Raw genomic sequence first — 21,794 nt, forward strand, 5'->3', positions numbered from 1 at the left:
GATAAACACAGCGTAACGCCGGTCAAGAGTGCTGTGTCAAAGAGGTATAAAACCTCGAATGAATCTTCAGTATCGTTCGTAAGTATTCATTATAAATAGCTTTTTATCAATACTCGGGGTCTTGACAAAGCCCTCGGAAAGATCACTTTTTAATGATTTCCAGCAGCGTTTTGATAAAAATGTGAAAAAAGGCTGACATTTAAATCCTTGTTTAGCTTGTTTTGACCTATAAAAAAGCAAAAACCTCCGAGGAAGCCATACCCTCGGAGGTTTTAATTTCGTTCAAATCATTAAATCAAAAGTGACTATTTGGACTCTTTGAGTATGCGCAGCATACGGCGCAATGGCTCAGCAGCACCCCACAACAACTGGTCACCAATCACGAAAGCAGAAATATATTCTGGACCCATGTTGAGCTTGCGCACTCGACCCACACCGATTTTAAGACCACCCGTGATGGAAGCTGGGGTCAATTCCTGCTCAGTGATGCTGCGGTCGTTTGGCACAAACTTAACCCAATCATTGCCTGACTTGATGATGGATTCAATCTCTGCAAGCGGAAGATCTTTTTTGAGCTTGATAGTCAACGCCAAACTATGGCACCGCATAGCGCCAATGCGCACACACAAACCATCAACCGGTATGGTGTCGGCATTCCCCAAAATTTTGTTAACTTCAGCCTGACCTTTCCACTCTTCTTTGGACTGACCATTATCCAATTGCTTGTCGATCCAAGGGATCAAACCGCCAGCAAGCGGAGCTGGAAAAAATTCGCACGGCACATCGTTACGGATAGTGTTAGCCACTTTTCTGTCGATATCCAAAATCGCTGAAGCAGGTGTTGCCAACTCATCAGCCACAGCATCATGAATCACACCCATACCTTTCAACAATTCGCGCATGTGGTTGGCACCACCACCCGAAGCTGCTTGATAGGTCATAGAGCTAACCCAATCCACCAAGCCCGCATGGAACAAACCACCTACACCCATCAGCATGATGGAGTTAGTGCAGTTACCCCCAATAAAATTTTTAACGCCTTTTTTCAGCGCCGAGTCGATAACACCCTGATTAACCGGGTCAAGAATAATGACCGCATCATCTTCCATACGCAGACTGGAGGCCGCGTCGATCCAATAGCCCTTCCAGCCAGAGGAGCGCAGCTTCGGGAAAATCTCATTGGTGTAGTCACCACCCTGACAGGTAACAATCACATCCAATTGCTTTAAGTCATCAACTGAATAAGCATCCTTCAATGCAGGTAGTCCAGCGGCAACAGCCGGGGCAGCACCACCTACATTTGACGTGGTAAAAAATACGGGCTCGATAGCTGCAAAGTCGTTTTCTGCTTGCATACGCTCCATCAACACAGAGCCGACCATACCGCGCCAACCTACAAAACCTACTTTCATCTCAGTCTCTCTTTAACAATTCACAAGCTAATGATTAGGCCAGCGCTGCAACAACAGCATCGCCCATTTGCGAGGTAGATACTTTGGTCTTACCTTCCGTATAAATATCTGCGGTGCGATAACCTTGGTCCAACACCTTGCCGACCGCAACCTCGATTGCGTCTGCAACCTGAGGATAACCGAGCGAATAACGCAGCATCATGGATACTGACAAAATCGTCGCAAGCGGGTTAGCTATGTCCTGCCCGGCGATATCCGGTGCAGAACCATGGCAAGGCTCATACATACCGCGACCATCCTTATCCAATGACGCCGACGGCAGCATACCGATAGAACCCGTCAACATAGCAGCCGCATCGGACAAAATATCACCAAACATGTTGCCAGTCACCAACACATCAAACTGTTTTGGCGCGCGCACCAATTGCATAGCGGCGTTATCGACATACATGTGCGACAGCTCGACATCCGGATACTCTTTATGCAGGGTATCCATCACCTCGCGCCACAACATAGTAGCTTCAAGCACATTCGCTTTATCTACCGAGCAGACTTTTCCATTACGCTTGCGCGCCATTTCAAATGCAGTACGGCCGATGCGGATAATCTCGCTCTCGGAATATTTGTAAGTGTTGTAACCTTCGCGCTCGCCATTTTCCAATACACGAATACCGCGCGGCTCACCAAAATAAATACCGCCTGCCAATTCGCGTACGATCAAAATATCCAAGCCAGAAACCACTTCCGGCTTCAGCGATGATGCATCTACCAACTGTGGATATAACAACGCCGGGCGCAGATTCGCATACAAACCCAATTGTGAACGGATCTTCAGCAAACCTTTTTCCGGGCGAATCGAGCGATCCAATTTATCCCACTTGGGGCCACCAACAGCACCCAACAAAATCGCATCGGCTTTGCGTGCTTTTTCGAGCGTGGAATCCGCCAGAGGAACGCCATGCACATCAATTGCGCAGCCGCCCATCAATTCGTTTTCAAAGGTTAAGCCCAAATCGAATTTGGCATTAACCACATCCATCACTTTGCGCGCTTCACGCACAATTTCAGGGCCGATGCCATCGCCTTCCAGAATTAAAATATGTTTGCCCACAAGCATTCTCCAATTAAAAAATTCTTATTTCGCCTCTCATTTAACTACATCAAACAACCAAGGAGCTTCAACACGCTTTTTGGCTTCGTAAGCGCGAATGGCATCGGCATGTTCAAGGGTTAAACCAATATCATCCAAACCATTTAACAAGCAATGTTTGCGAAATTCATCTACATCGAACGCAAAACTTTCACCGCTTGGGGTTTTAACAACTTGCGCAGCCAAATCAATTGTCAATTGATAGCCTTCTGCCGCGTACATTTCATTAAACAACTTATCGACAATCACATCACTTAATACGATAGGCAGCAAACCATTCTTGAAACAGTTGTTATAAAAAATATCGGCAAAGCTGGGGGCGATCACGCAGCGAAAGCCGTAGTCATCCAATGCCCAAGGCGCATGCTCGCGGCTGGAGCCACAACCGAAATTTTCGCGCGACAACAGCACAGTCGCACCTTGGTAACGGGGGAAATTCAGAGGAAAATCCGGGTTTATTGGGCGCCCTTCGCAACTTTGATCCGGCTTACCTTCATCGAGATAGCGCAGCTCATCAAACAAATTTTTTCCGAAACCGGTACGTTTAATCGATTTCAAAAATTGCTTGGGAATAATCATATCGGTATCGACATTGGCGCGATCCATAGGAGCAGCAACGCCTTGCAAAACGGTAAAACTTTTCATCGCGGTCTCCTACTGATTAATTGAATGTGCGCACATCGACAAAATGACCGGCAATTGCAGCGGCAGCAGCCATCGCCGGGCTCACCAAATGCGTTCTGCCACCGTAGCCCTGGCGCCCTTCAAAATTGCGATTGGATGTTGATGCACAGTGCTCGCCATTACCCAATTTATCCGCGTTCATCGCAAGGCACATAGAGCAACCCGGCTCACGCCACTCCAAACCGGCAGCGATAAAAATTTTATCCAGCCCTTCGGCTTCCGCTTGCGCTTTTACTGCACCAGAACCAGGAACCACAATCGCCTCTTTTACCGATGACGCCTTGGTGCGGCCTTTCACCACTTCAGCTGCGGCGCGAATATCTTCAATGCGCGAATTAGTGCAAGAGCCTATAAATACGCGATCAACATGAATCGAGGTAATCGGTTGGTTGGCTTGTAAACCCATATATTGCAATGCGCGCAACATACCTTCGCGCTTGACCGGATCAGTTTCTTGCGCCGGATCGGGCACCTTGTCCTCAACCGAAACAACCATCTCCGGCGAAGTACCCCAACTCACTTGCGGCTTGATATCAGCGCCGTTTAATTCAACGATGGAATCGAAATGTGCGCCCTCATCACTCACATAATTTTTCCAATCGGCTACGGCTTTTTCCCACAATTCACCCTTGGGTGCATAGGTGCGCCCGTTAACGTAGTCGATGGTCGTTTGGTCTACCGCCACCATACCGGCACGGGCACCCGCTTCAATCGCCATATTACATACAGTCATACGACCTTCCATGCTCATATCGCGGAAGACCTGACCGCCAAACTCCATCGCGTAGCCAGTGCCACCGGCGGTACCGATTTTGGCGATGATCGCGAGCACAACATCTTTTGGTGTCACACCCAAACCGAGCTTGCCATCCACTTTAATGAGCATGTTTTTCATTTTTTTAGCGACCAGACACTGGGTCGCCATCACGTGCTCTACTTCGCTCGTACCTATTCCGTGTGCCAATGAACCCAAGGCGCCATTGGTAGCGGTATGGGAATCACCACAGACGACGGTCATACCGGGTAAACAGGCGCCGGTTTCAGGGCCGACAACGTGCACAATACCTTGGCGGTGATCATTGATCTTGAACTCGACAATACCGAATTCATCGCAGTTATCATCCAACGTCTGCACCTGGATCAAGGACACCGGGTCTTCAATCCCCGCAACACCATGAGCCCGCTCTTTTTGCGTAGTTGGAACATTATGGTCTGGGGTCGCGAGGATAGAATCCACCCGCCACGGCTTGCGGCCAGCCAAACGCAGGCCATCAAACGCTTGCGGGGAGGTCACCTCGTGAACTATGTGACGATCTATGTAAATGAGTGCAGAGCCATCATCGCGCTGCTGCACGAGGTGGGCATCCCAAAGTTTGTCGTAAAGCGTTTTAGCGGCCATGGTGAATCTCCAATCATTCGGCTTACACGGTGTTTTGTTATGAATAATCAGGTCTGCCCGATCATTACTGCATGGGAGCAATAGTACGACCAGACAACCCATAAAACAAATTTATCTTTTTTATATATTGCATTCCAAAATGGAATGAATTAAAAAGCCTTATGGATACTCAACATTTACAAGCATTTGTTGCCATAGCAGAGAGCGGCTCATTCTCGGCAGCAGCCGAACGATTACATCTTACGCAGCCTGCAATCAGCAAACGCATTGCTTTGCTGGAGGAGCAATTAAAGTCACCATTATTTGATCGGATAGGTAGACAGGTTGCACTCACCCATGCTGGTCAGGTTTTGTTAAGCAAAGCGACACTAATATTGTCCGAGGTGACAGCCGCCCAACGCGCCATTGCGGACCTGAAAGGAGAAGTTGAAGGCAAACTGAGCATAGCCACCAGTCACCATGTAGGACTTCATTACTTACCACCTTATTTACGCGAATTCTCCAAGCAATTTCCTCAAGTAAAGCTGGATTTGCACTTTTTGGATTCGGAGCAGGCATATCATGAAATACTCCAAGGCAGATTCGACCTCGCCATCATCACGCTCGCACTCGAACAGGATGCGCGCCTCCAAAGCCACAACCTCTGGCACGACCAACTCCACTTCGTTGCGGCGCCAACCCACCCCCTCACCGCGCAATCGTATCTTCAGCTGGCCGATTTAAGCCAGCACCCTGCGATAATGCCCGACACCAACACCTACACAACACAGTTAGTTAGCAACCTCTTTGTGACGCAAAATGCAGCGTTGAACATTGGTATGGTCTCGAATCATCTTGATACGATTAAAATGCTGTTGAGTATTGGCCTCGGCTGGGGGATCCTGCCCAAACGGATACTGGATAACCAACTGACTATTCTGGATGTTGTACACGAACCTATTATGCGCCCACTAGGCTGTATTCATCATAAGCAGCGCTCACTGAACAACGCCGCAAAAATGTTTCTGCAACTTTTGCACAAGGAAAATCACTCCATCACTCCTACCGCTTCCCAGTGAAAAAACAGCACACAAACACACTATTGTCATGCACTATTATTTACACTAACGCCACTCGTTTCAGTATCTTCAACAAAAGGAACTCACCATGAAATCACTCTCACCAATTGCTAAATACTCGTTTGGCGCCATGTCCTTGCTGATAGCAAGCCATGCCAGTGCCGATACTATTTTTGGCATTTATGCTGGCGCAGGCACTTGGCAAAGTGAATACAGCGGTAGTGTCGGCAACCCTTCAGCCACTATGGATGAGCTGGGTTTTGATGAAAACAACAACAGCTTTTATTACATTGCCGTTGAACACCCCGTCCCACTAATTCCGAACATCAAATTGCAGCACAACGACATTAGCAGTCGCCAAACCGGCTCCTTAAACAGTGATTTCAGTCTGGATAACACCACTTATCCCACAGGTACCGAAGTTTCAACTGATTTTGACCTTAGCTATACCGATGCCGTGCTCTATTACGAATTTCTGGACAATTGGCTGAATCTGGATTTGGGTGTGACAGTTCGTAAATACTCAGGCCAAATGCAAGCGGAGGCATTCGGTGTAATCGATGAGGTCGATGTGGATGTGACACTACCCCTGGGCTATGCACGCTTCCAATTCGATTTACCACTCACTGGTTTTTCGGCCGGCTTTGAAGGCAATTACATCAATTACAGCGGCAACTCAGTCTCTGATTACAGCGCAAAAGTCAGCTACATGTTCGATTCAGCACTGGATCTGGGCATTGAGGTTGGCTACAAAGCCGCGTCCATTAAAATTGACGAAGACGACATAGATACTGATATTCGCTTAAAAGGCCCTTACGCAGCCGCGATTTTCCACTTCTAAGCTTCAGCTACACCAAGTAACCACAACAAAATACAAAGCCCCGCACATGCGGGGCTTTGTATTTTCAACACCTACGAATTACAGGGCGCCTAGCTGCAAATACAGATTGTAATCGCCACTAAATGTAAACCCATAGCCTAAATACAAAGGCCCCAATGGGGTCTCCCCACCCAGATAAATAACGGCAGAATCAAGCCACAAATCATCAGAATTAAGCGTGTATATTTGATCCAATCGCGCGGCTTCTATACCCAAACCAAGACGCAAGTCCCCATTCAAACCCAGCGGCATACGCCCAATAATACGCTCAGTACGAAGGTGCGCATAAAACGCATCATCACCCAATATTTGATTACTCGCATAGCCCGACATATTCAAAAAGCCCCCTAACATCACCGCATCATAAACCGGCAAAACACCCTTCAATGAGGTGATATGAGCGGCGCGCGCCCCAACCACAAAATCATCCAATTTATAAACTGCACCCAGATCAAGCGATAACTTTTTGTAACCCTGATCAGGTGAATCAAAATAACTAATATCCGCTCGCCACCCATGCGAAGGGAAATACAAGCGGTTGCGACGATCCAAATTTAATTCATAAATAAAACCACCATACTGTTCATCCACATCAGGCAATACAACAGCACTAATATCGGCGCTGCCGCGCATGTGATAATCCCTCCACCCAAATTTCGATCGCCCATAAACTCCCAAATTTTTACCCAGTGCCAGCTCGTAATAAGAAGTATCCAATTTGTATTCTGCGACCTGCTGGTCATCGCTATAAATACCAATAGTCTCGCGCTTTCTGAAATAAAGTGGTTCCACAAAAAAGCGCTGACTGGGTGTTAATGGCTGATAAAAATTCAACTCCATTGAAGGCTTCCCACCCACATCGATCGCAGCAAAAAACTCACCGCCATAGGTATTTATCCAGGTATTACGATAGGCTCCGCGAAAATTAAAACTGGAACCCTGACGGTACTCATTATCAATCGCGAATCCGAAAGTAACATAATCAGAACCCCAGTCTTTTTCTCTAACCAATACCTCCAACACATTGCGCTCATCGCGACGAACCACCCTGTAATCAACGCCATCGTAAAAACCATCTCCATAAGTGCGAATTAAATCTTGCTCCAATGCAGCACGATCCAGCGTTTGACCGACCTGCTGATGAATGTGACGGGCTACGAACGCTGGGTGTACCCGCTTGGTAGGCGCTATAACAACTTCATCAATAACGACCGCCTCGCGTACCGAACTGCGCCGCTTTTGCCCCCACAGCGCATAACTTTCCGGTGTCGCTGTGAGCAGACGCAATGCCGATAACTGCCGCTCTGCAGCAGCACGCCCTGTTGCAGCAGCCTCTTCGTAACGGGCAAAGTCAGTGGCCCGGATATCCCCCAACTCTGGCGCGATATAGATATCCACCCCCGTCAAGGTCGATAGGGATCGCTCCACATTTTGTTTGGTTAATATGCCAATCATCTGGGCAGAAACACTGAGCAACGACCCAACTTCCTCAGGCGCCTTCAGGGGTGAGCCAACATTCACAACAATAACCCGATCGGCCTGACAGAGATCGCGCGCGACCTCGACCGGCAGGTTATCAACCAAACCACCATCGACCAGCTTGCGCCCCTGATATTCCACCGGCGCCATCAGCCCTGGCACCGACATACTTGCGCGCATTGCCTGGGTAAGGCTACCGTTGCGAAACACCACCCGCTCACCGGTACCGATATCGGTTGCCACTATTGCGAGCGGGATGGGAAGTTGTTCGATATTGCGCTCACCCAGGTCTTCATCCACTAGCTGATTAAAAAAGAGCTTGATCTTCTCACCTGCGACCACCCCCGGTTGAATTTGAAAACCTCGCTCAGACAACCCCACCTGGGTACCCGCCAAGTAGCGCCTGCTCACTCGCTTTTGGCGGTAACTCAATTGCGAGTAATCGGCCAAATCAAGAAATATGTCTGTCCAATCAGCACCTGCCAGCTTGTCCCGCATCATTTTGGGCGAGAGCCCAGCCGCATAGGATCCTGCCACCAAACCGCCCATGCTAGTGCCCACCACACAATCCACAGGGATACGCTCTTGCTCAAGCACTTCAAGCACACCGATGTGGGCAGCGCCGCGTGCGCCCCCACCACCCAGCACTAACGCGGTACGCCCCGATTCCGCAACAGCAGCCACACTGATGCTGATCAACAACAAACTTACAGCCAGTATTCTCTTCATCTGGTCTCAATCTTCCTTAGGATCTAAACAGGGATATGGGCTTGCCAATAACAGGTACTACGAAGGATCAATCACAAAGGCAAACATAGCAACTTTCTTATAACACCCCAATATCAGCTGCAAATAGCTCACTTATTAACCTATAGAAGACAGATTTAGTTGCTATTCAGAGCACTTAAAGGAGTAGATAGAGGATATATGTCCCTAAATTAGACTCGATTTGAGGATTAATGAAACGACAGTCGTTTTTTTTCATGACACACAAACTACACATCCCAATTTAAGCGTAATTATCAGGTGTTTTGTCATTATTTATTAGCCCAATTAAAAAAAGCATCCCACTTTTTGCATATCATTCGGTAGAATGACCTACAAATTACGAACCTTCAGGAAGCCATGACCATGTCCCACACACAAGTTGATGACCTCAATGTGGTCTCACAAGAGCTGCTGATTTCCCCTGCAGCCTTAAAACATAAAATTCCCCTCACTGAAAAGGCACGGGACGTTGTTACTCAGGGCCGCGAAGTTGTACGCAACATCCTCGACCGCAAGGATCATCGTATTTTTGTAGTGATTGGCCCCTGCTCTATTCACGACGTGGCAGCTGCCAAAGACTACGCCCAGCGCCTGAAAAAACTGGCAGAAGAAGTGAGCGACACTATCTACATAGTAATGCGTGTCTATTTTGAGAAACCACGCACTACCGTGGGCTGGAAAGGGTTAATTAACGACCCCTACCTAGACGATTCCTTCAAAATTGAAGAGGGTTTACATATTGGTCGCCAACTGTTGTTGGATATTGCCGAACTGGGTTTACCTGCGGCAACCGAAGCACTGGATCCGATTTCACCACAATACTTACACGATTTGATCAGCTGGTCAGCCATTGGCGCACGCACTACCGAATCGCAGACTCACCGTGAAATGGCCAGTGGTTTGTCATCTGCTGTGGGCTTCAAAAATGGTACTGATGGTGGCCTGACTGTCGCTATTAACGCACTGCAATCAGTATCCAAACCACACCGCTTCCTGGGCATTAATACCGAAGGACAAGTCGCAATTATCCACACTCGCGGCAACGGTTACGGCCATGTGGTACTGCGTGGCGGCAATGGCAAGCCCAATTACGATTCGGTGAGCGTGGCGGTTTGCGAACAAGAATTAACCAAGGCAAAAGTAGTCCCCAACATCATGGTCGACTGCAGCCATGCCAACTCAAACAAGAATCACGAGTTGCAAACACTGGTAATGGAAAATGTCGCCAATCAGATTCTTGAAGGCAACAAATCCATCATCGGCTTGATGGTTGAAAGCAACATTGGTGCAGGCAGCCAAAGCATCCCAGCCAACTTATGCGACCTCAAATACGGTGTTTCAGTGACCGATGCCTGTATCGATTGGGCCACGACAGAGAACAGCCTACGAAAAATGCGCGACACTATCAAAGAAGCCTTGGTAAAAAGAGCGCAGGTATAGTATTGCCCTCTTACAAACCACAAAAAGCGGCCTTTCATGGCCGCTTTTTTGTTTACAGGCATACCGGATAAAAGTTAGCTTGCTCACAGATTGTTAAATTTATCGACACAAATACCGTTCGTCTCTGGTCTTTTCAGGGGCCGACTGTTAGATTCCACGCCGCAATGACTCTCAGGATGCAACCTCATCTCAATTTAATCCGGTCACCTTGAAAGGCTCACTATGGCACCCAGTCAACCACTCAAAACTGCAATTACCAACATCCACTCAGCGCACCATACCCTTGGCACAACTGCGGTCGTGAAAGCGGTGGAGCTGGGCGAGCTGGCATTGAGCGTGAGTACCATGTTGGGCTGCGACTATATTTTCGTCAGCCATTTTGGCCCCCATGTACTGCTAAGCCCACAGCACCTACATCGCACAATCCGCGAGCTACTCGATATGCTCGACACCTCACCCCAACAAAGCCTGATAGTTAGCGCCGATGAATTACCCGAAGGGAAAATCACTTTCACTCGTTACGATTACGTCTGGGAAAACCGGAAAGTGGTTAGAGTAAACCCCAATCACATAACCGACCAAGAGCAGATCGATTTTATCCAAATGATGTTTGATTGCAGCTCAACCTGCTAACGCCTCTCACTGCTAGCACAGCCCGGCTTCTTGACCTACACTCTCAAAAATTAAAATAAACAGGCACTCATAAGAGCGCCTGTACTTATCGGCAATTATTCAGTCAACCTGTTGTGCAACGGTGAATGCGAACAGAAATGGCGCAATCTTGCGCTGTCCCCTATCGCACATAATTATCAGTCAACTCTTGACGAGTAGTATTTATGCCCAGCTTCATCAAAAAAATCCCCAGTGTTTTCTTAGGGCTCTTTTTCTCTCTAAGCATTTCCCATTGCGCAACGGCAGAACAAAAAACAGTAGTCACCAACATGAAATCCAACGTGCAAACGGATTACATGAACGGGCTGCTAAAGTTGGCACTTTCCTACGCCAATACAAATTATGCCTATACCTCCACACCCGAAGTTTACTCGCGCCCAAGGGTAATGGAGTCCGTCAAATCTGGCAGTATTTCAGTGATGTGGGGGGGAACCTCGGAAGAGATGGAGCGCGATTTTATCCCCATCAGAATCGATGCCTACAGAGGCCTAATGAATCACCGACTCTTTTTCATACGTCAGGGTGATCAGGCGCGCTTCGACAATATCCAAACGCTGGATGATCTAAAAAAAATAAAAATGGGCCAAGGTCGCAGCTGGCAAGATGCGTCAATCCTCGAAAGTGCGGGTCTTGACGTTGTTAAAGCCACAAAAAAGCCCAGCCTCTATTATATGTTAGAGGGGGGGCGCTTTGACGCATTCCCACGTGGGGCCAACGAGGTCTGGACTGAACTCACCGCCTTTCCCAACTTGGCACTGACCGTAGAAAAGCGACTGGTCTTGATTTATCCACTGCCCACTTATTTTTTTGTAACTCCCAAAGACCCAGAGTTAGCCAGAGATATAGAAAACGGGCTCGAAGCAGCTATTAAAGACGGTGCTTTTGACCGATATTTTTATGGCAGCCCTGAAGTTCAGGAGGCACTGGAAAAGGCGGATCTACCTAATCGCCGAGCTATTCGCATCAACAACCCTTATCTCCCTAAAGCAACCCCACTGGATAGAAAAGAGCTATGGCTAGACCTGACACGCCAGGCACCAATCGAAAGCAACAATCAAGAAAATGGGATACAAAACGAGGAATTGCCCCAAGAGTAAAATCGCGCATTAGCCAAAAAGGAAACTTTTCGCGAAAAATATAATCCCATTCATGGTCGGCCCTAGGTTGTTTAGGGGGCCGATACTGCTTTTACCCCCCCATTTCCGCTATTATGAGAGCAACAAGTGGGGCATCCCCTCTAATCGTTCCTGCCACTTTCGCTCGTATGTATTTGACCTTTTGAGAAGCTCTTTATGCAAATTGCTGTTGTGAGATCGCTAAAATTTACACTACTCAGTGTTTTGATAAGCTTGTCGCTCCCAGGTTTAGCCGCTGTCGAAGAGCTCAAACCTAGCCCGGAGCAAAGTAAAGCCGTTACTGATCTGGTAGAAAAACTCAGCAAAGAGCATTACCGGGATCAAGAACTCAATGACGCCCTCTCCTCTCGTTATTTAGACGAATATTTGAAATCGCTGGACAATGCGAAAAATTTCTTTTTACAAGCGGATATTAACGAATTCGAAAAGTACCGCAAAACATTTGATGATGACTATAAAAAAGGTCAATTGGATAATAGCTTCGCCATATATAACCGCTTCAACAAGCGCATGGTTGAACGCTTGGAAAAAGTTATTAAAGAGCTGGACGATCCCAAAACAAAATTTGATTTTGATGTAGAAGAATCAATTGTAATTGATCGTGAAAAGGCGGCCTGGCCAGCTACTGCTGCCGAAGCAGACAAACTGTGGCACCAATACCTCAAGTCAAACCTGCTCAATTCAATGCTGTCAGAAAAGACGCTGGAGGAAAGCAAAACAACACTGCGCAAGCGTTACGCTAATCAACTGCGCCGCCTCAAGCAGCAAACTCCCGAAGAAGCATTTAGCGTGATGATGAACTCACTCACCACACTCTATGATCCACACACCAATTATTTATCGCCCGAAAATGCCGAGAACTTTGATATTAGTATGTCACTGGAACTACAGGGAATTGGCGCCGTATTGCAGAGCGATGAAGATTACACCAAAGTCAGTAGTTTAGTGGTGGGCGGCCCGGCGCAAAAACAAGGTCAACTAAAACCCAACGATAAAATTGTTTCTATTGCACAGGGTATTGATGGCGAGTTTGTCGATGTAGTTGGCTGGCGCCTTGATGAAGTAGTCAAATTAATTCGCGGGCCCAAAGGCACTATTGTTCGCCTGGAAGTGATGCCTGCCGACCCAACCGCTACCGCGAACAAGCAGGTCACTATTAAACGTGAAACAGTAAAATTAGAGGATCAGGCTGCCAAAAAAGCGGTATTTGAAATTAAAAATGGTGACACCACCTTTAAACTGGGTGTTATTGATATTCCGACTTTTTATATGAATTTTGAGGCTTACCAAAAAGGCGACCCCAATTACAAAAGTACCACTCGCGACGTTTACAACTTACTTAATGAATTAAACAAAGAAAAAGTTGACGGGATTATTATCGACTTGCGCGACAATGGTGGCGGGTCTTTACCGGAAGCAGCAATGCTCACGGATCTGTTTGTTGACCCGGGCCCTGTTGTACAAATTCGCCAAAGCGATGACACAGTTTCGCGCAATTATCGCGCTTATCAGCCCGCTGTTTATCGCGCTCCTGTCGCCGTGCTGATCAACCGTTTAAGCGCCTCTGCATCGGAAATTTTTGCAGGGGCAATTCAAGATTACGGTCGTGGCATTGTGATTGGTTCAACCACCTTTGGTAAGGGTTCAGTGCAAAACCTGGTTGACTTAAAACATGGTCGCCTGAAGATAACTGAAGCCAAATTTTATCGCATCTCTGGTGACAGTACCCAGCATCGCGGCGTCATCCCTGATGTCTCACTACCGAGCCTTCTGGATCCGGATGAAATCGGCGAAAGCAGTTACGACAATGCACTGCCTTGGGATCGAATTCATCCAGCACCGCATCAAAACTATTACAACATTAGTAAATTTCTACCGCGGATTGAAACAGCGCATCAAGAGCGCTTGGCACGAGACCCTGAATTTATTTACTTGAACAAGCAAAGCGAAATATTTAAAGAAGCAGCGGCAAAAAAAGAAGTTTCTTTGCGCCTTGCAACACGTAAACAAGAACAGCAGCAGCTTGAAGAACGCATGCTGAAAATGGAGAACGAATTGCGCGCTGCGAAAGGAGAAAAACCTTACGCTGATTATGCAGCGCTCAAAGCAGACAAAGGTGGAGACGATCCGGATGCAGAACCTGAACAAGAAAATAATAAGGAAATTAATCCCAAAGAAGATCCTTACCTGATGGAAGCCGGTCACATCCTTGCCGACTTTATTGGCCAAGTTAAAGCGCCCGAATCAAAAGTCGCACAACAGTAGTATTTTTCCTAAAAAACCCCAAACACCTGAGCACTTGTGCTCGGGTGTTTTTTTAAAAGAGTTTAGTTATGAAGGCCATATCCTTTAACGTCAATAGTATTCGCATGCGTTTCCATCAGCTTGAAGCGGTGATTGCAAAGCACAATCCGGATTTCATTGGACTACAAGAAACTAAAGTTAACGACCCCGAGTTCCCATTGGAAACGATTCAATCGCTCGGCTATCACGTTGAATATTTCGGCCAGAAAACTCACTACGGTGTTGCTCTCCTTTCCAAATATCCATTCAAAGAAGTCATTAAAGGTTTTCCGGGCGGCGATCCGGATGCACAACGCCGTTTTATCGGTGGAGTATTCGACACGCCACTTGGTGAGATAACAATACTCAATGGTTATTTCCCTCAGGGGGAGAGCCGCGACCACGCCATAAAATTTCCAGCCAAACGAAAGTTTTATGGCGATTTGATCGATTACCTGAAAAATTTTGAAACACCGGATAAACAACTGATCGTCATGGGTGATATGAATATCTCGCATCAGGATATTGATATCGGGATTGGTGAAGTCAACCGCAAGCGTTGGTTAAAAACCGGTAAATGCAGTTTTTTACCTGAAGAACGTGAATGGCTGAATGAATTGCTGGCCTGGGGCTTAAAAGATAGTTTTCGCGAGCATAACCCGGAAATTTGTGACATTTTTAGCTGGTTTGATTATCGCAGCGGAGGCTTTGAGGATAACCCCAAACGCGGCCTGCGCATTGACTTGATTTTGATGACTCAAAGCCTGCTGGATAAATGTGGCGCCAGCGGAATTGATTACGATGTTCGAGGAATGGAAAAACCTTCAGATCACTGCCCTATCTGGGTTGAACTGAAGGTTTAAGCTTTAGAGCGATAAATCAAAAATTGTGGTTAGAACAAGCTATCAATAACACCGTGATGGCAAGAAATGACATTCACCGTGCAATAACCCTATGAATACCCGGTTTCATAACCACACATTGTTGGTAAATGAAGCTTCAATATTTCCGCCAGCCGGCGTGTTGCCGGTCCGGCGAAATCGCGATCCGCAAAGGTCAAGTAAGTGGTCACCTCGCGCACCGCACCTACCTCAACCGGTAAATACTTCAAGCGCCCAGCGGCAATATCCTCATAAGTGTAAGCATCGGGTAACCAGGCATAACCAAGCCCCAACCGAATGGCATCAAGTGAGGTTTTGATATGGCTCACCGTCCAGCGCTGATCAGCCTCCTGCCAACCTTCAGTCCTGCGGCGATACTGCCCCGAATCGCGCACGATAATTTGTCGATGCTGGCGCATATCTTCATAAGTAATAGGTCGACCAAGATGCTGTAACGGGTGGTCAGGACTAGACACACCATGCATCACAACCGTGACTAATTTTTCCCCCATAAACCCCGTAGGCACTCGTCCGCCAATCGCTAAGTCAACCTGGCGCTGCAGCAACGCATCCTCGGTACCACTGAGTACTGACTCAAACACTTCCACCCGTGTATCCGGAAAATCCTCTGCAAAAATGGCCAAACACTGCAACACCCGCGCCGGAGGGATGATGATATCGGCAGCGATTTTAACCAAAGGCTCGACTTGCACAGATAAACAGCCCGCCGACTTTTCCAAGCGCTCCGCTTGTTCCAATAGTTGTTTTGCCCGCCGATATAACAGCTCACCCGCTGCCGACGCTACCGCTTTACGTCCCTGCAATTGGAAAACCTTTACTCCCAGCGCCAATTCCAATTGCGATATGGCATAAGACACTGCCGATTGGCTTTTATTGAGCAACTCAGCTGCCTTTGCATAACCGCCCGCATCGATCACCGCCAATAACGCGCGCCATTGCTCCAGAGTTACTTTATTTTCCGTGCTGACCACCCGCGCCGGGGTTTGATCTTGTGCCATAGCGACGCTCCCACTCCAATGCCATCAAATTGATTAAATAATTAGATCATAAGCAACCAAATATCGCTATTTATCATTCGCTCGTCAAATCATTAAATGGATACATGGCAATTAAGCCACCCCAACGAGGAATATGACATGGCAACTCTTTTACAGATCAATAGCAGTTTGTTCGGCGAGAATGGTAACTCCAGCCAACTTTCCCAAGAATTTGTACAACGCTGGAAAGCCCTAAATCCAACTGGTGAGGTAATCCTGCGCGATTTCGCCAAGGAAACTATTCCCCATCTGGATGCAACTCGGGTACAGGCACTCTTTACCCCTGAAGCAGACCGCACGACAGAACAACAAGCAGTCGTCGACTACTCGGACAAAATTATTGCCGAGATTCAAGCGGCAGATGTGATTGTGATTGGTGTACCACTCTATAATTTTGGTGTGCCTTCAACGCTGAAAGCCTACTTCGACCACATAGCTCGTGCGGGCGTCACCTTCAAGTACACCGAAACCGGCCCCGTTGGCCTGTTAAATGACAAACCTGTTTACATCATTGCTGCTCGCGGTGGAGTTCATCAAGGTCTGCCCAGCGATACCCAAAGCCAGTTCCTGAACAACTTCCTGAGCTTTGTAGGGCTAAAAGATGTACGTTTCATTTATGCAGAGGGTCTGAACATGGGCCAAAAAGATCAAGCCTTTAGCGCCGCTAAAGCAGCAATTAGCGAAGAGGTTGCGGCTTAAGCCGCCCTCCCGCCTAACCTTAACGAGGAAAATATTATGCAACGCCAGTTACAACAAATCCTTCAAGGGCGCGAGACCAGTGATGGTGCTGGTGTTCGCATTAAACGCAGCCTTGGGCAGCATCAACATGCGCGCTTTGATCCCTTCCTGATGCTCGATGAATTTGGTAGCAGCAGTGCAGATGATTACATCGCCGGGTTTCCTGCTCATCCACACCGCGGATTTGAGACAGTGACCTACATGCTTGAGGGCCACATGTTGCATGAAGACCACATGGGCAACAGAGGCCATTTACGCAGCGGTGATGTGCAATGGATGACCGCCGGGCGCGGCATTATCCACTCCGAAATGCCACAGCAGGAACATGGCTTGATGCGCGGTTTTCAGCTCTGGTTGAATTTACCCGCTGCGGAAAAAATGAAACCAGCACACTACCGTGATATTCCGGCCGCCGATATTCCACAAGCAAACTTACCGGGTGGCGGACGCATCAAGGTGATCGCCAACACAGCAGTGATCAATGACAAAATTGTCAGCGGCCCCATTCAAGGGTTAAGCACTGAAGCAATTTATTGGGATGTACATCTACCCCAGCATGCAGAGTTCAATCATGCCATTCCAAGCGAGCACAATACTTTCATCTACGTGTATGAAGGCGATGTTGCAATCGGTGAAGATAGACGTAAGCTCACCCAAGGCAATGCAGGTCTGTTAAGCAAAGGGGATGAACTGAAAGTACAAGCACTCGGCGCAGACACCCGCTTTTTGGTGATTTCAGGTAAACCCATCAAAGAGCCGATTGTGCAGTACGGCCCGTTTGTGATGAATACTACGGATGAAATTGAACAAGCTATTCAGGATTATCGCGCGGGAACCCTGGCTAGTTGAATGAAATAATGTATCGATAGGCCATTGCAGTCGCTATCGATACAGCAAATTAATAATCTAAAACCATGGTTTGATAACGGCGGCGCCCCAGTGGCCTCTCTTGATGCGCAGCTAACCTGGCTTGCGCATAATGTTCCGCCACGGCTATTGCCGCACAATTAATGATATCCAAATTACCTGCATAGGTTGGCAAATAGTCGCCAACGCCCTCCACAGTCAAAACGATTTGCACACCACCATCAATGCTTATGGGTTCGGACTGCAATTTATATCCGGGCACATAGGCCTGCACTATTTTTTCCATGTCCAACAATGCACAACGCAAAGCGACCATATCAATCGCATCCGCATAGGCACACAAGGTATTTAACATAGGTTTTTGCGTATGCGCTTCGTCACTGATCAACTCAATATCAATCGTGTTAATACCAGTGTATTTATATAAACCAGCGCGGGTATTGCGATAATACTCATCGATATTGGCAAGAGTACCAGGGCCGATAGAATCAGGAGAGACAACAGACTTCAGGCTGAGGCGACTAATATTGGGAATCAAGCTGGCTAGCACATAGGCAAGAGGAATGGATGATTGGCCGCCACAGGAAATCATACTGATATTTTTATTTTCCAACGCTTCACTAATACCCAACGCAGGCACACAGCACTCACCTATTTGAGACGGCGTTAAGTCGATAGCAAATATTCCCAACTGATCAAAAATTTGTGCGTGCTCTATATGGTGTGCGGCTGATGTGGCATCAAAAACAATATCACAGCGGCAAGACTGATCAGAAAAAACCCTAACACCTTTATCGGAGACAGGTACACCTAACTTAACTGCATGTTGCATTCCTGCCGATTGTAAATTTCTGCCCGCAAATATTACGCATTCCATATAGGGTGATCGCTGAACTTTTATCAGTAAATCTGTCCCGATCTTACCTGTTCCCAAAATACCTACCCGCAACCGGCCACTCGGTTTAGCGACGGCAGCTTTTCCACCCGTAAAAAAATCGCCTTTTAATAATGATGTAATAAACTGCATAATCAAATCCTTAAGAATTATTGCATTAACCGACCAACTATCGGCGACCACTAAAGCGCAGCAAAGATTCCACAATAGCGTCATGTTGAGAACATCAAGGATTAATTTTCGCGAACCATCTCGCATTAATTTAAAAAGTAAATATAGAAAAATAAAATAGAGCTACGAATATAAATATTACAATTTGAAAAATACTTAATAGAAACAGCATCAAAATCATAAAATAAATTAGAACACCAATTTAGATGCCACAATTTTTTTATCCCGCGCTAAAAACCTATCATCACACTCTGCAAATGTTCATAATCGCGCGCCCACTGATAAAGAGTGAAGCCACAATATTAATAACGAATTCAAGATAGCCTTAGCACTGCATTCGCACCTGTACTTTGACCTGAGGTATTGTCGAAGTGAAATATGTTTTTTGACAATTACGAACCAAAGGAGAATCAAGTGGTAAAACAGCCCAAGTATTATTTCGAGACCATTCTGGGAATTAATGCGCCATGGTCGATACAGGACGTAAGTATTGATGAGAAGAATAAAATAATTAAAATCGATATTGCCTATCAGCTGGAAAAATCAAAGTTTTCTTTCTTTGCAAAGCCCAGTGAAACAACATCACAAAAAATTCAACATACCAATAATGTTAAGCGTTGGACACATACCCGGCTAGGACAATACAGCTGCCAAATTAACTCTGCTTACTTTGATCCCACTATTACAACCTTGGGTGTAAGTAGAGATAGCCTGTTACAACCTGGATTTTTGGGGGATGCCAACCGGAACTATAGTCATCAGCTGCGGCAACAAATTGCGCTAGCTCATACCCGAGGTTTGGCTGCTGAAGCAATTTCACAAATGCTGCTGATTGAACCATCATTGGTTGATGAAGTGCTATCGGATATAGAGAAAACACCAGAATCCTATCGTATGGCAATAGTTTTACCCACCGAAGTAGATCCCATTTGGGAAAACATGGTCCACGATAAATTTCACCTAAAAACCCAGTCCTTTCCGCTGCGACTAATGCTATCAAAATTAAAGCTAAGTATTATCGACCCCAATACCCATGTTCAAATAAACGATGCAGTGAATGAACTGCGCAAGTTTTTTATTGCGCATATAAATCACTTGGAATCCGAAGTTGGGCAAATATGCGCGCTATCCAATAAAAAACACACCATAGATGAAAGACAAACAACAACTACAAAATTGGTTTTGCCTTCACTAAAAAATAGCATTTGGATGAAGTTGGTAAGCGGAAAGGTAGATCTAAAATCCACAAACATGCCATTGAATCTATTTTTGGTTCGGCTGCGACACGCGTTCACCCATATGGATGATAATAATAATCGTATTACAGCACTTAATTCATTGCGGGAATTCTTTCGTAAGAATGCAAGAACATTGAAAAAAGAGTTGATATTAATGAATCAACTCATGAATGCACCTGAGGAAAATCAGTTTACGCTACCGGATGAAAACAGTGGTATTTGGCAACGAATTCTTAAAGACGACACGTTTATTCCCAGCTCACACATAGCTTACAAATTATTGCTGGCTAATCTTCGCTCCCAGTTGCTGATGAACCCTGACCCGGTCGTTGAATTAACGGCTGCGCGCCGCGTAAGGGATTTCATCAAACACAACCAGCGCTTCATGCAACAAGAATTGCGCATGGTCATAAATAATAGCCACGCACATTAATTCGATTCCCAAGGAGATAGATATGGCACAAGAGGCCGACATCAGTATTCGCAGCGAGCTTATCGACCGCGTGCAACTTATCGAAAAAATTAACAAAGGGGAGTATTTGGTTATTGCAGCAGATGAATCAGTATTGACTGATCTTCCTTCGGGCAATTGGATTGCAGGGACTATTCCTTACTTCATGACCGCAGAGGGTGGCACTGCAGATCGCAACAATATGTTTGTGCATACCATAGACGGTGTGCAGTCCTCTAACGCGCCGCGCATTACCCTTTGTGATGGCAATTCCATCTCACGCATAGCACAAGAGGCGCCGGAGCATGGCTTCACCATTGTGATATTGCCAGCTATGTCAGAAATACATTTAGCCTACGCACAAAATTCACCGGACTACACCAATATGTATTTTTCACCCATTATTGGTTGGATTTCGGGCGTGCACCTGGACGATATTGGCAGCCGTAACGCAAAGGTAGGGTTTGGCCCGGCGCGTGGCATGCTCTTTGATCAGCAAGCGGTTGCAATGCATATTCCATTGCCGGTTAATCAACTTGCCAACATTAATATTGTCAATCTGTTTACCCAGGGTAACGGCCCTGAAATCAAATTCAAACATACCGGTTTTAGCGCTACTGATTGCACCATCAACGGTGAGCCAGCAAATTTAGCCGATTACATCAAGCATGCAAAAATTGATACTCGCCTACCACTGGTAGCAAATTATTCCGGCGTGATGGTAAATGTCAGTATCCAACAGGTTGATGAAGCAAATAATAAAGTTGAGCTTTATGCACCGGTGTTTGCAGATATTAGCTATCGTTTTGCCAAGCCGGTGGATAATTACATTGAAAGTTTTAACAAAGAATTATCGGCATCTGCCAGTGAGGGAATTTCATTTTCCTGCAACTGTATTCTGAACTATCTTTACTCGGAACTGGAGGGAAAAAAGACCCGGGATTTAACTGGCCCGATTACCTTCGGTGAAGTTGCCTATCAATTGTTAAACCAAACTCTGGTGTATTTAAGTATAAGCGGCGGTTCACGCTAAGTAGATAAAAACAATAAAACCCAACAACCATTAACAATCAATAAATAACAGCCAATAAATAATAAAAAGAAAAATACACGAGCAATAAAAAAGGCGGGCAC

18 protein-coding genes are annotated in these 21,794 nt (G+C 46.6%); 11 read left to right on the forward strand and 7 right to left on the reverse strand.

From position 1 onward, the window contains the following. Positions 1-305: 305 nt before the first annotated feature. Genes asd through leuC form a run of 4 tightly spaced genes read right to left on the reverse strand, consistent with a single transcriptional unit; the run spans position 306 to position 4,645 of the window. Complete coding sequence (asd, locus tag O59_RS09050) at positions 306-1,412, reverse strand: aspartate-semialdehyde dehydrogenase (protein ID WP_007641821.1); 1,107 nt, start codon at positions 1,410-1,412, stop codon at positions 306-308. Positions 1,413-1,446: 34 nt separating this feature from the next. Next, entirely contained in the window at positions 1,447-2,523 is a 1,077-nt protein-coding gene (gene leuB, locus O59_RS09055; protein WP_007641822.1) for a 3-isopropylmalate dehydrogenase, read from the reverse strand. 36 nt (positions 2,524-2,559) lie between these two features. Next, a complete protein-coding gene (leuD, locus tag O59_RS09060) occupies positions 2,560-3,207 on the reverse strand; it encodes a 3-isopropylmalate dehydratase small subunit (protein WP_007641823.1) in 648 nt (215 codons plus the stop codon). A gap of 16 nt (positions 3,208-3,223) precedes the next feature. After that, on the reverse strand, positions 3,224-4,645 hold the full coding sequence (gene leuC / locus O59_RS09065) for a 3-isopropylmalate dehydratase large subunit (RefSeq protein WP_007641824.1): 1,422 nt from the start codon (positions 4,643-4,645) through the stop codon (positions 3,224-3,226). Positions 4,646-4,806: 161 nt separating this feature from the next. On the opposite strand from leuC, the gene O59_RS09070 reads away from it, so the two are divergent. Next, positions 4,807-5,703 (forward strand): LysR family transcriptional regulator, encoded by an 897-nt coding sequence (locus O59_RS09070; RefSeq protein ID WP_007641825.1) that lies wholly within the window; start codon positions 4,807-4,809, stop codon positions 5,701-5,703. 88 nt (positions 5,704-5,791) lie between these two features. Next, positions 5,792-6,544 (forward strand): TIGR04219 family outer membrane beta-barrel protein, encoded by a 753-nt coding sequence (locus O59_RS09075; protein ID WP_007641828.1) that lies wholly within the window; start codon positions 5,792-5,794, stop codon positions 6,542-6,544. A gap of 78 nt (positions 6,545-6,622) precedes the next feature. On the opposite strand, the gene O59_RS09080 is transcribed toward O59_RS09075, so the two are convergent. Continuing rightward, positions 6,623-8,791, reverse strand: a complete 2,169-nt coding sequence (locus O59_RS09080; protein ID WP_007641830.1) for a patatin-like phospholipase family protein — start codon at positions 8,789-8,791, stop codon at positions 6,623-6,625. A gap of 402 nt (positions 8,792-9,193) precedes the next feature. Between O59_RS09080 and O59_RS09085 the strand changes: the two genes are divergently transcribed. The 5 genes from O59_RS09085 (at position 9,194) to xthA (ending at position 15,224) form a co-directional block, all read left to right on the forward strand. Next, the gene (locus tag O59_RS09085) at positions 9,194-10,270 is read left to right on the forward strand and encodes a 3-deoxy-7-phosphoheptulonate synthase (protein ID WP_040391798.1); all 1,077 of its coding nucleotides are present in this window, start codon (positions 9,194-9,196) and stop codon (positions 10,268-10,270) included. Between the two features lie 222 nt (positions 10,271-10,492). Continuing rightward, positions 10,493-10,903: a hypothetical protein gene (locus O59_RS09090; RefSeq protein WP_007641833.1), complete on the forward strand. Its 411-nt coding sequence runs from the start codon at positions 10,493-10,495 to the stop codon at positions 10,901-10,903. Positions 10,904-11,106: 203 nt separating this feature from the next. Then, positions 11,107-12,039, forward strand: coding sequence for a transporter substrate-binding domain-containing protein (locus tag O59_RS09095; RefSeq protein ID WP_007641834.1), 933 nt, complete (start codon positions 11,107-11,109; stop codon positions 12,037-12,039). 195 nt (positions 12,040-12,234) lie between these two features. Further along, positions 12,235-14,343 carry a carboxy terminal-processing peptidase gene (locus O59_RS09100; protein ID WP_007641835.1) on the forward strand — a complete coding sequence of 703 codons (2,109 nt, stop codon included), beginning with the start codon at positions 12,235-12,237 and terminating at the stop codon, positions 14,341-14,343. 68 nt (positions 14,344-14,411) lie between these two features. Continuing rightward, the gene (gene xthA, locus O59_RS09105) at positions 14,412-15,224 is read left to right on the forward strand and encodes an exodeoxyribonuclease III (protein WP_007641836.1); all 813 of its coding nucleotides are present in this window, start codon (positions 14,412-14,414) and stop codon (positions 15,222-15,224) included. Positions 15,225-15,313: 89 nt separating this feature from the next. On the opposite strand, the gene O59_RS09110 is transcribed toward xthA, so the two are convergent. After that, entirely contained in the window at positions 15,314-16,261 is a 948-nt protein-coding gene (locus tag O59_RS09110; RefSeq protein WP_007641838.1) for a LysR family transcriptional regulator, read from the reverse strand. Between the two features lie 138 nt (positions 16,262-16,399). Here O59_RS09110 and O59_RS09115 point away from each other — a divergent pair, with 138 nt between their 5' ends. Both O59_RS09115 and O59_RS09120 read left to right on the forward strand, forming a co-directional pair. Next, positions 16,400-16,999: an FMN-dependent NADH-azoreductase gene (locus O59_RS09115; protein WP_040391799.1), complete on the forward strand. Its 600-nt coding sequence runs from the start codon at positions 16,400-16,402 to the stop codon at positions 16,997-16,999. Positions 17,000-17,035: 36 nt separating this feature from the next. Beyond that, complete coding sequence (locus tag O59_RS09120) at positions 17,036-17,887, forward strand: pirin family protein (RefSeq protein ID WP_007641840.1); 852 nt, start codon at positions 17,036-17,038, stop codon at positions 17,885-17,887. 49 nt (positions 17,888-17,936) lie between these two features. Here O59_RS09120 and O59_RS09125 read toward each other — a convergent pair whose 3' ends face one another. Next, positions 17,937-18,932: an acetylating acetaldehyde dehydrogenase gene (locus tag O59_RS09125; protein ID WP_157152518.1), complete on the reverse strand. Its 996-nt coding sequence runs from the start codon at positions 18,930-18,932 to the stop codon at positions 17,937-17,939. A gap of 453 nt (positions 18,933-19,385) precedes the next feature. Here O59_RS09125 and O59_RS09130 point away from each other — a divergent pair, with 453 nt between their 5' ends. Continuing rightward, a complete protein-coding gene (locus tag O59_RS09130; protein ID WP_040392079.1) occupies positions 19,386-20,642 on the forward strand; it encodes a hypothetical protein in 1,257 nt (418 codons plus the stop codon). 22 nt (positions 20,643-20,664) lie between these two features. Then, positions 20,665-21,693, forward strand: coding sequence for a hypothetical protein (locus O59_RS09135; protein WP_007641843.1), 1,029 nt, complete (start codon positions 20,665-20,667; stop codon positions 21,691-21,693). Positions 21,694-21,794 lie beyond the last annotated feature (101 nt).

The sequence above is a fragment of the Cellvibrio sp. BR genome (assembly GCF_000263355.1).
GTDB lineage: Bacteria > Pseudomonadota > Gammaproteobacteria > Pseudomonadales > Cellvibrionaceae > Cellvibrio.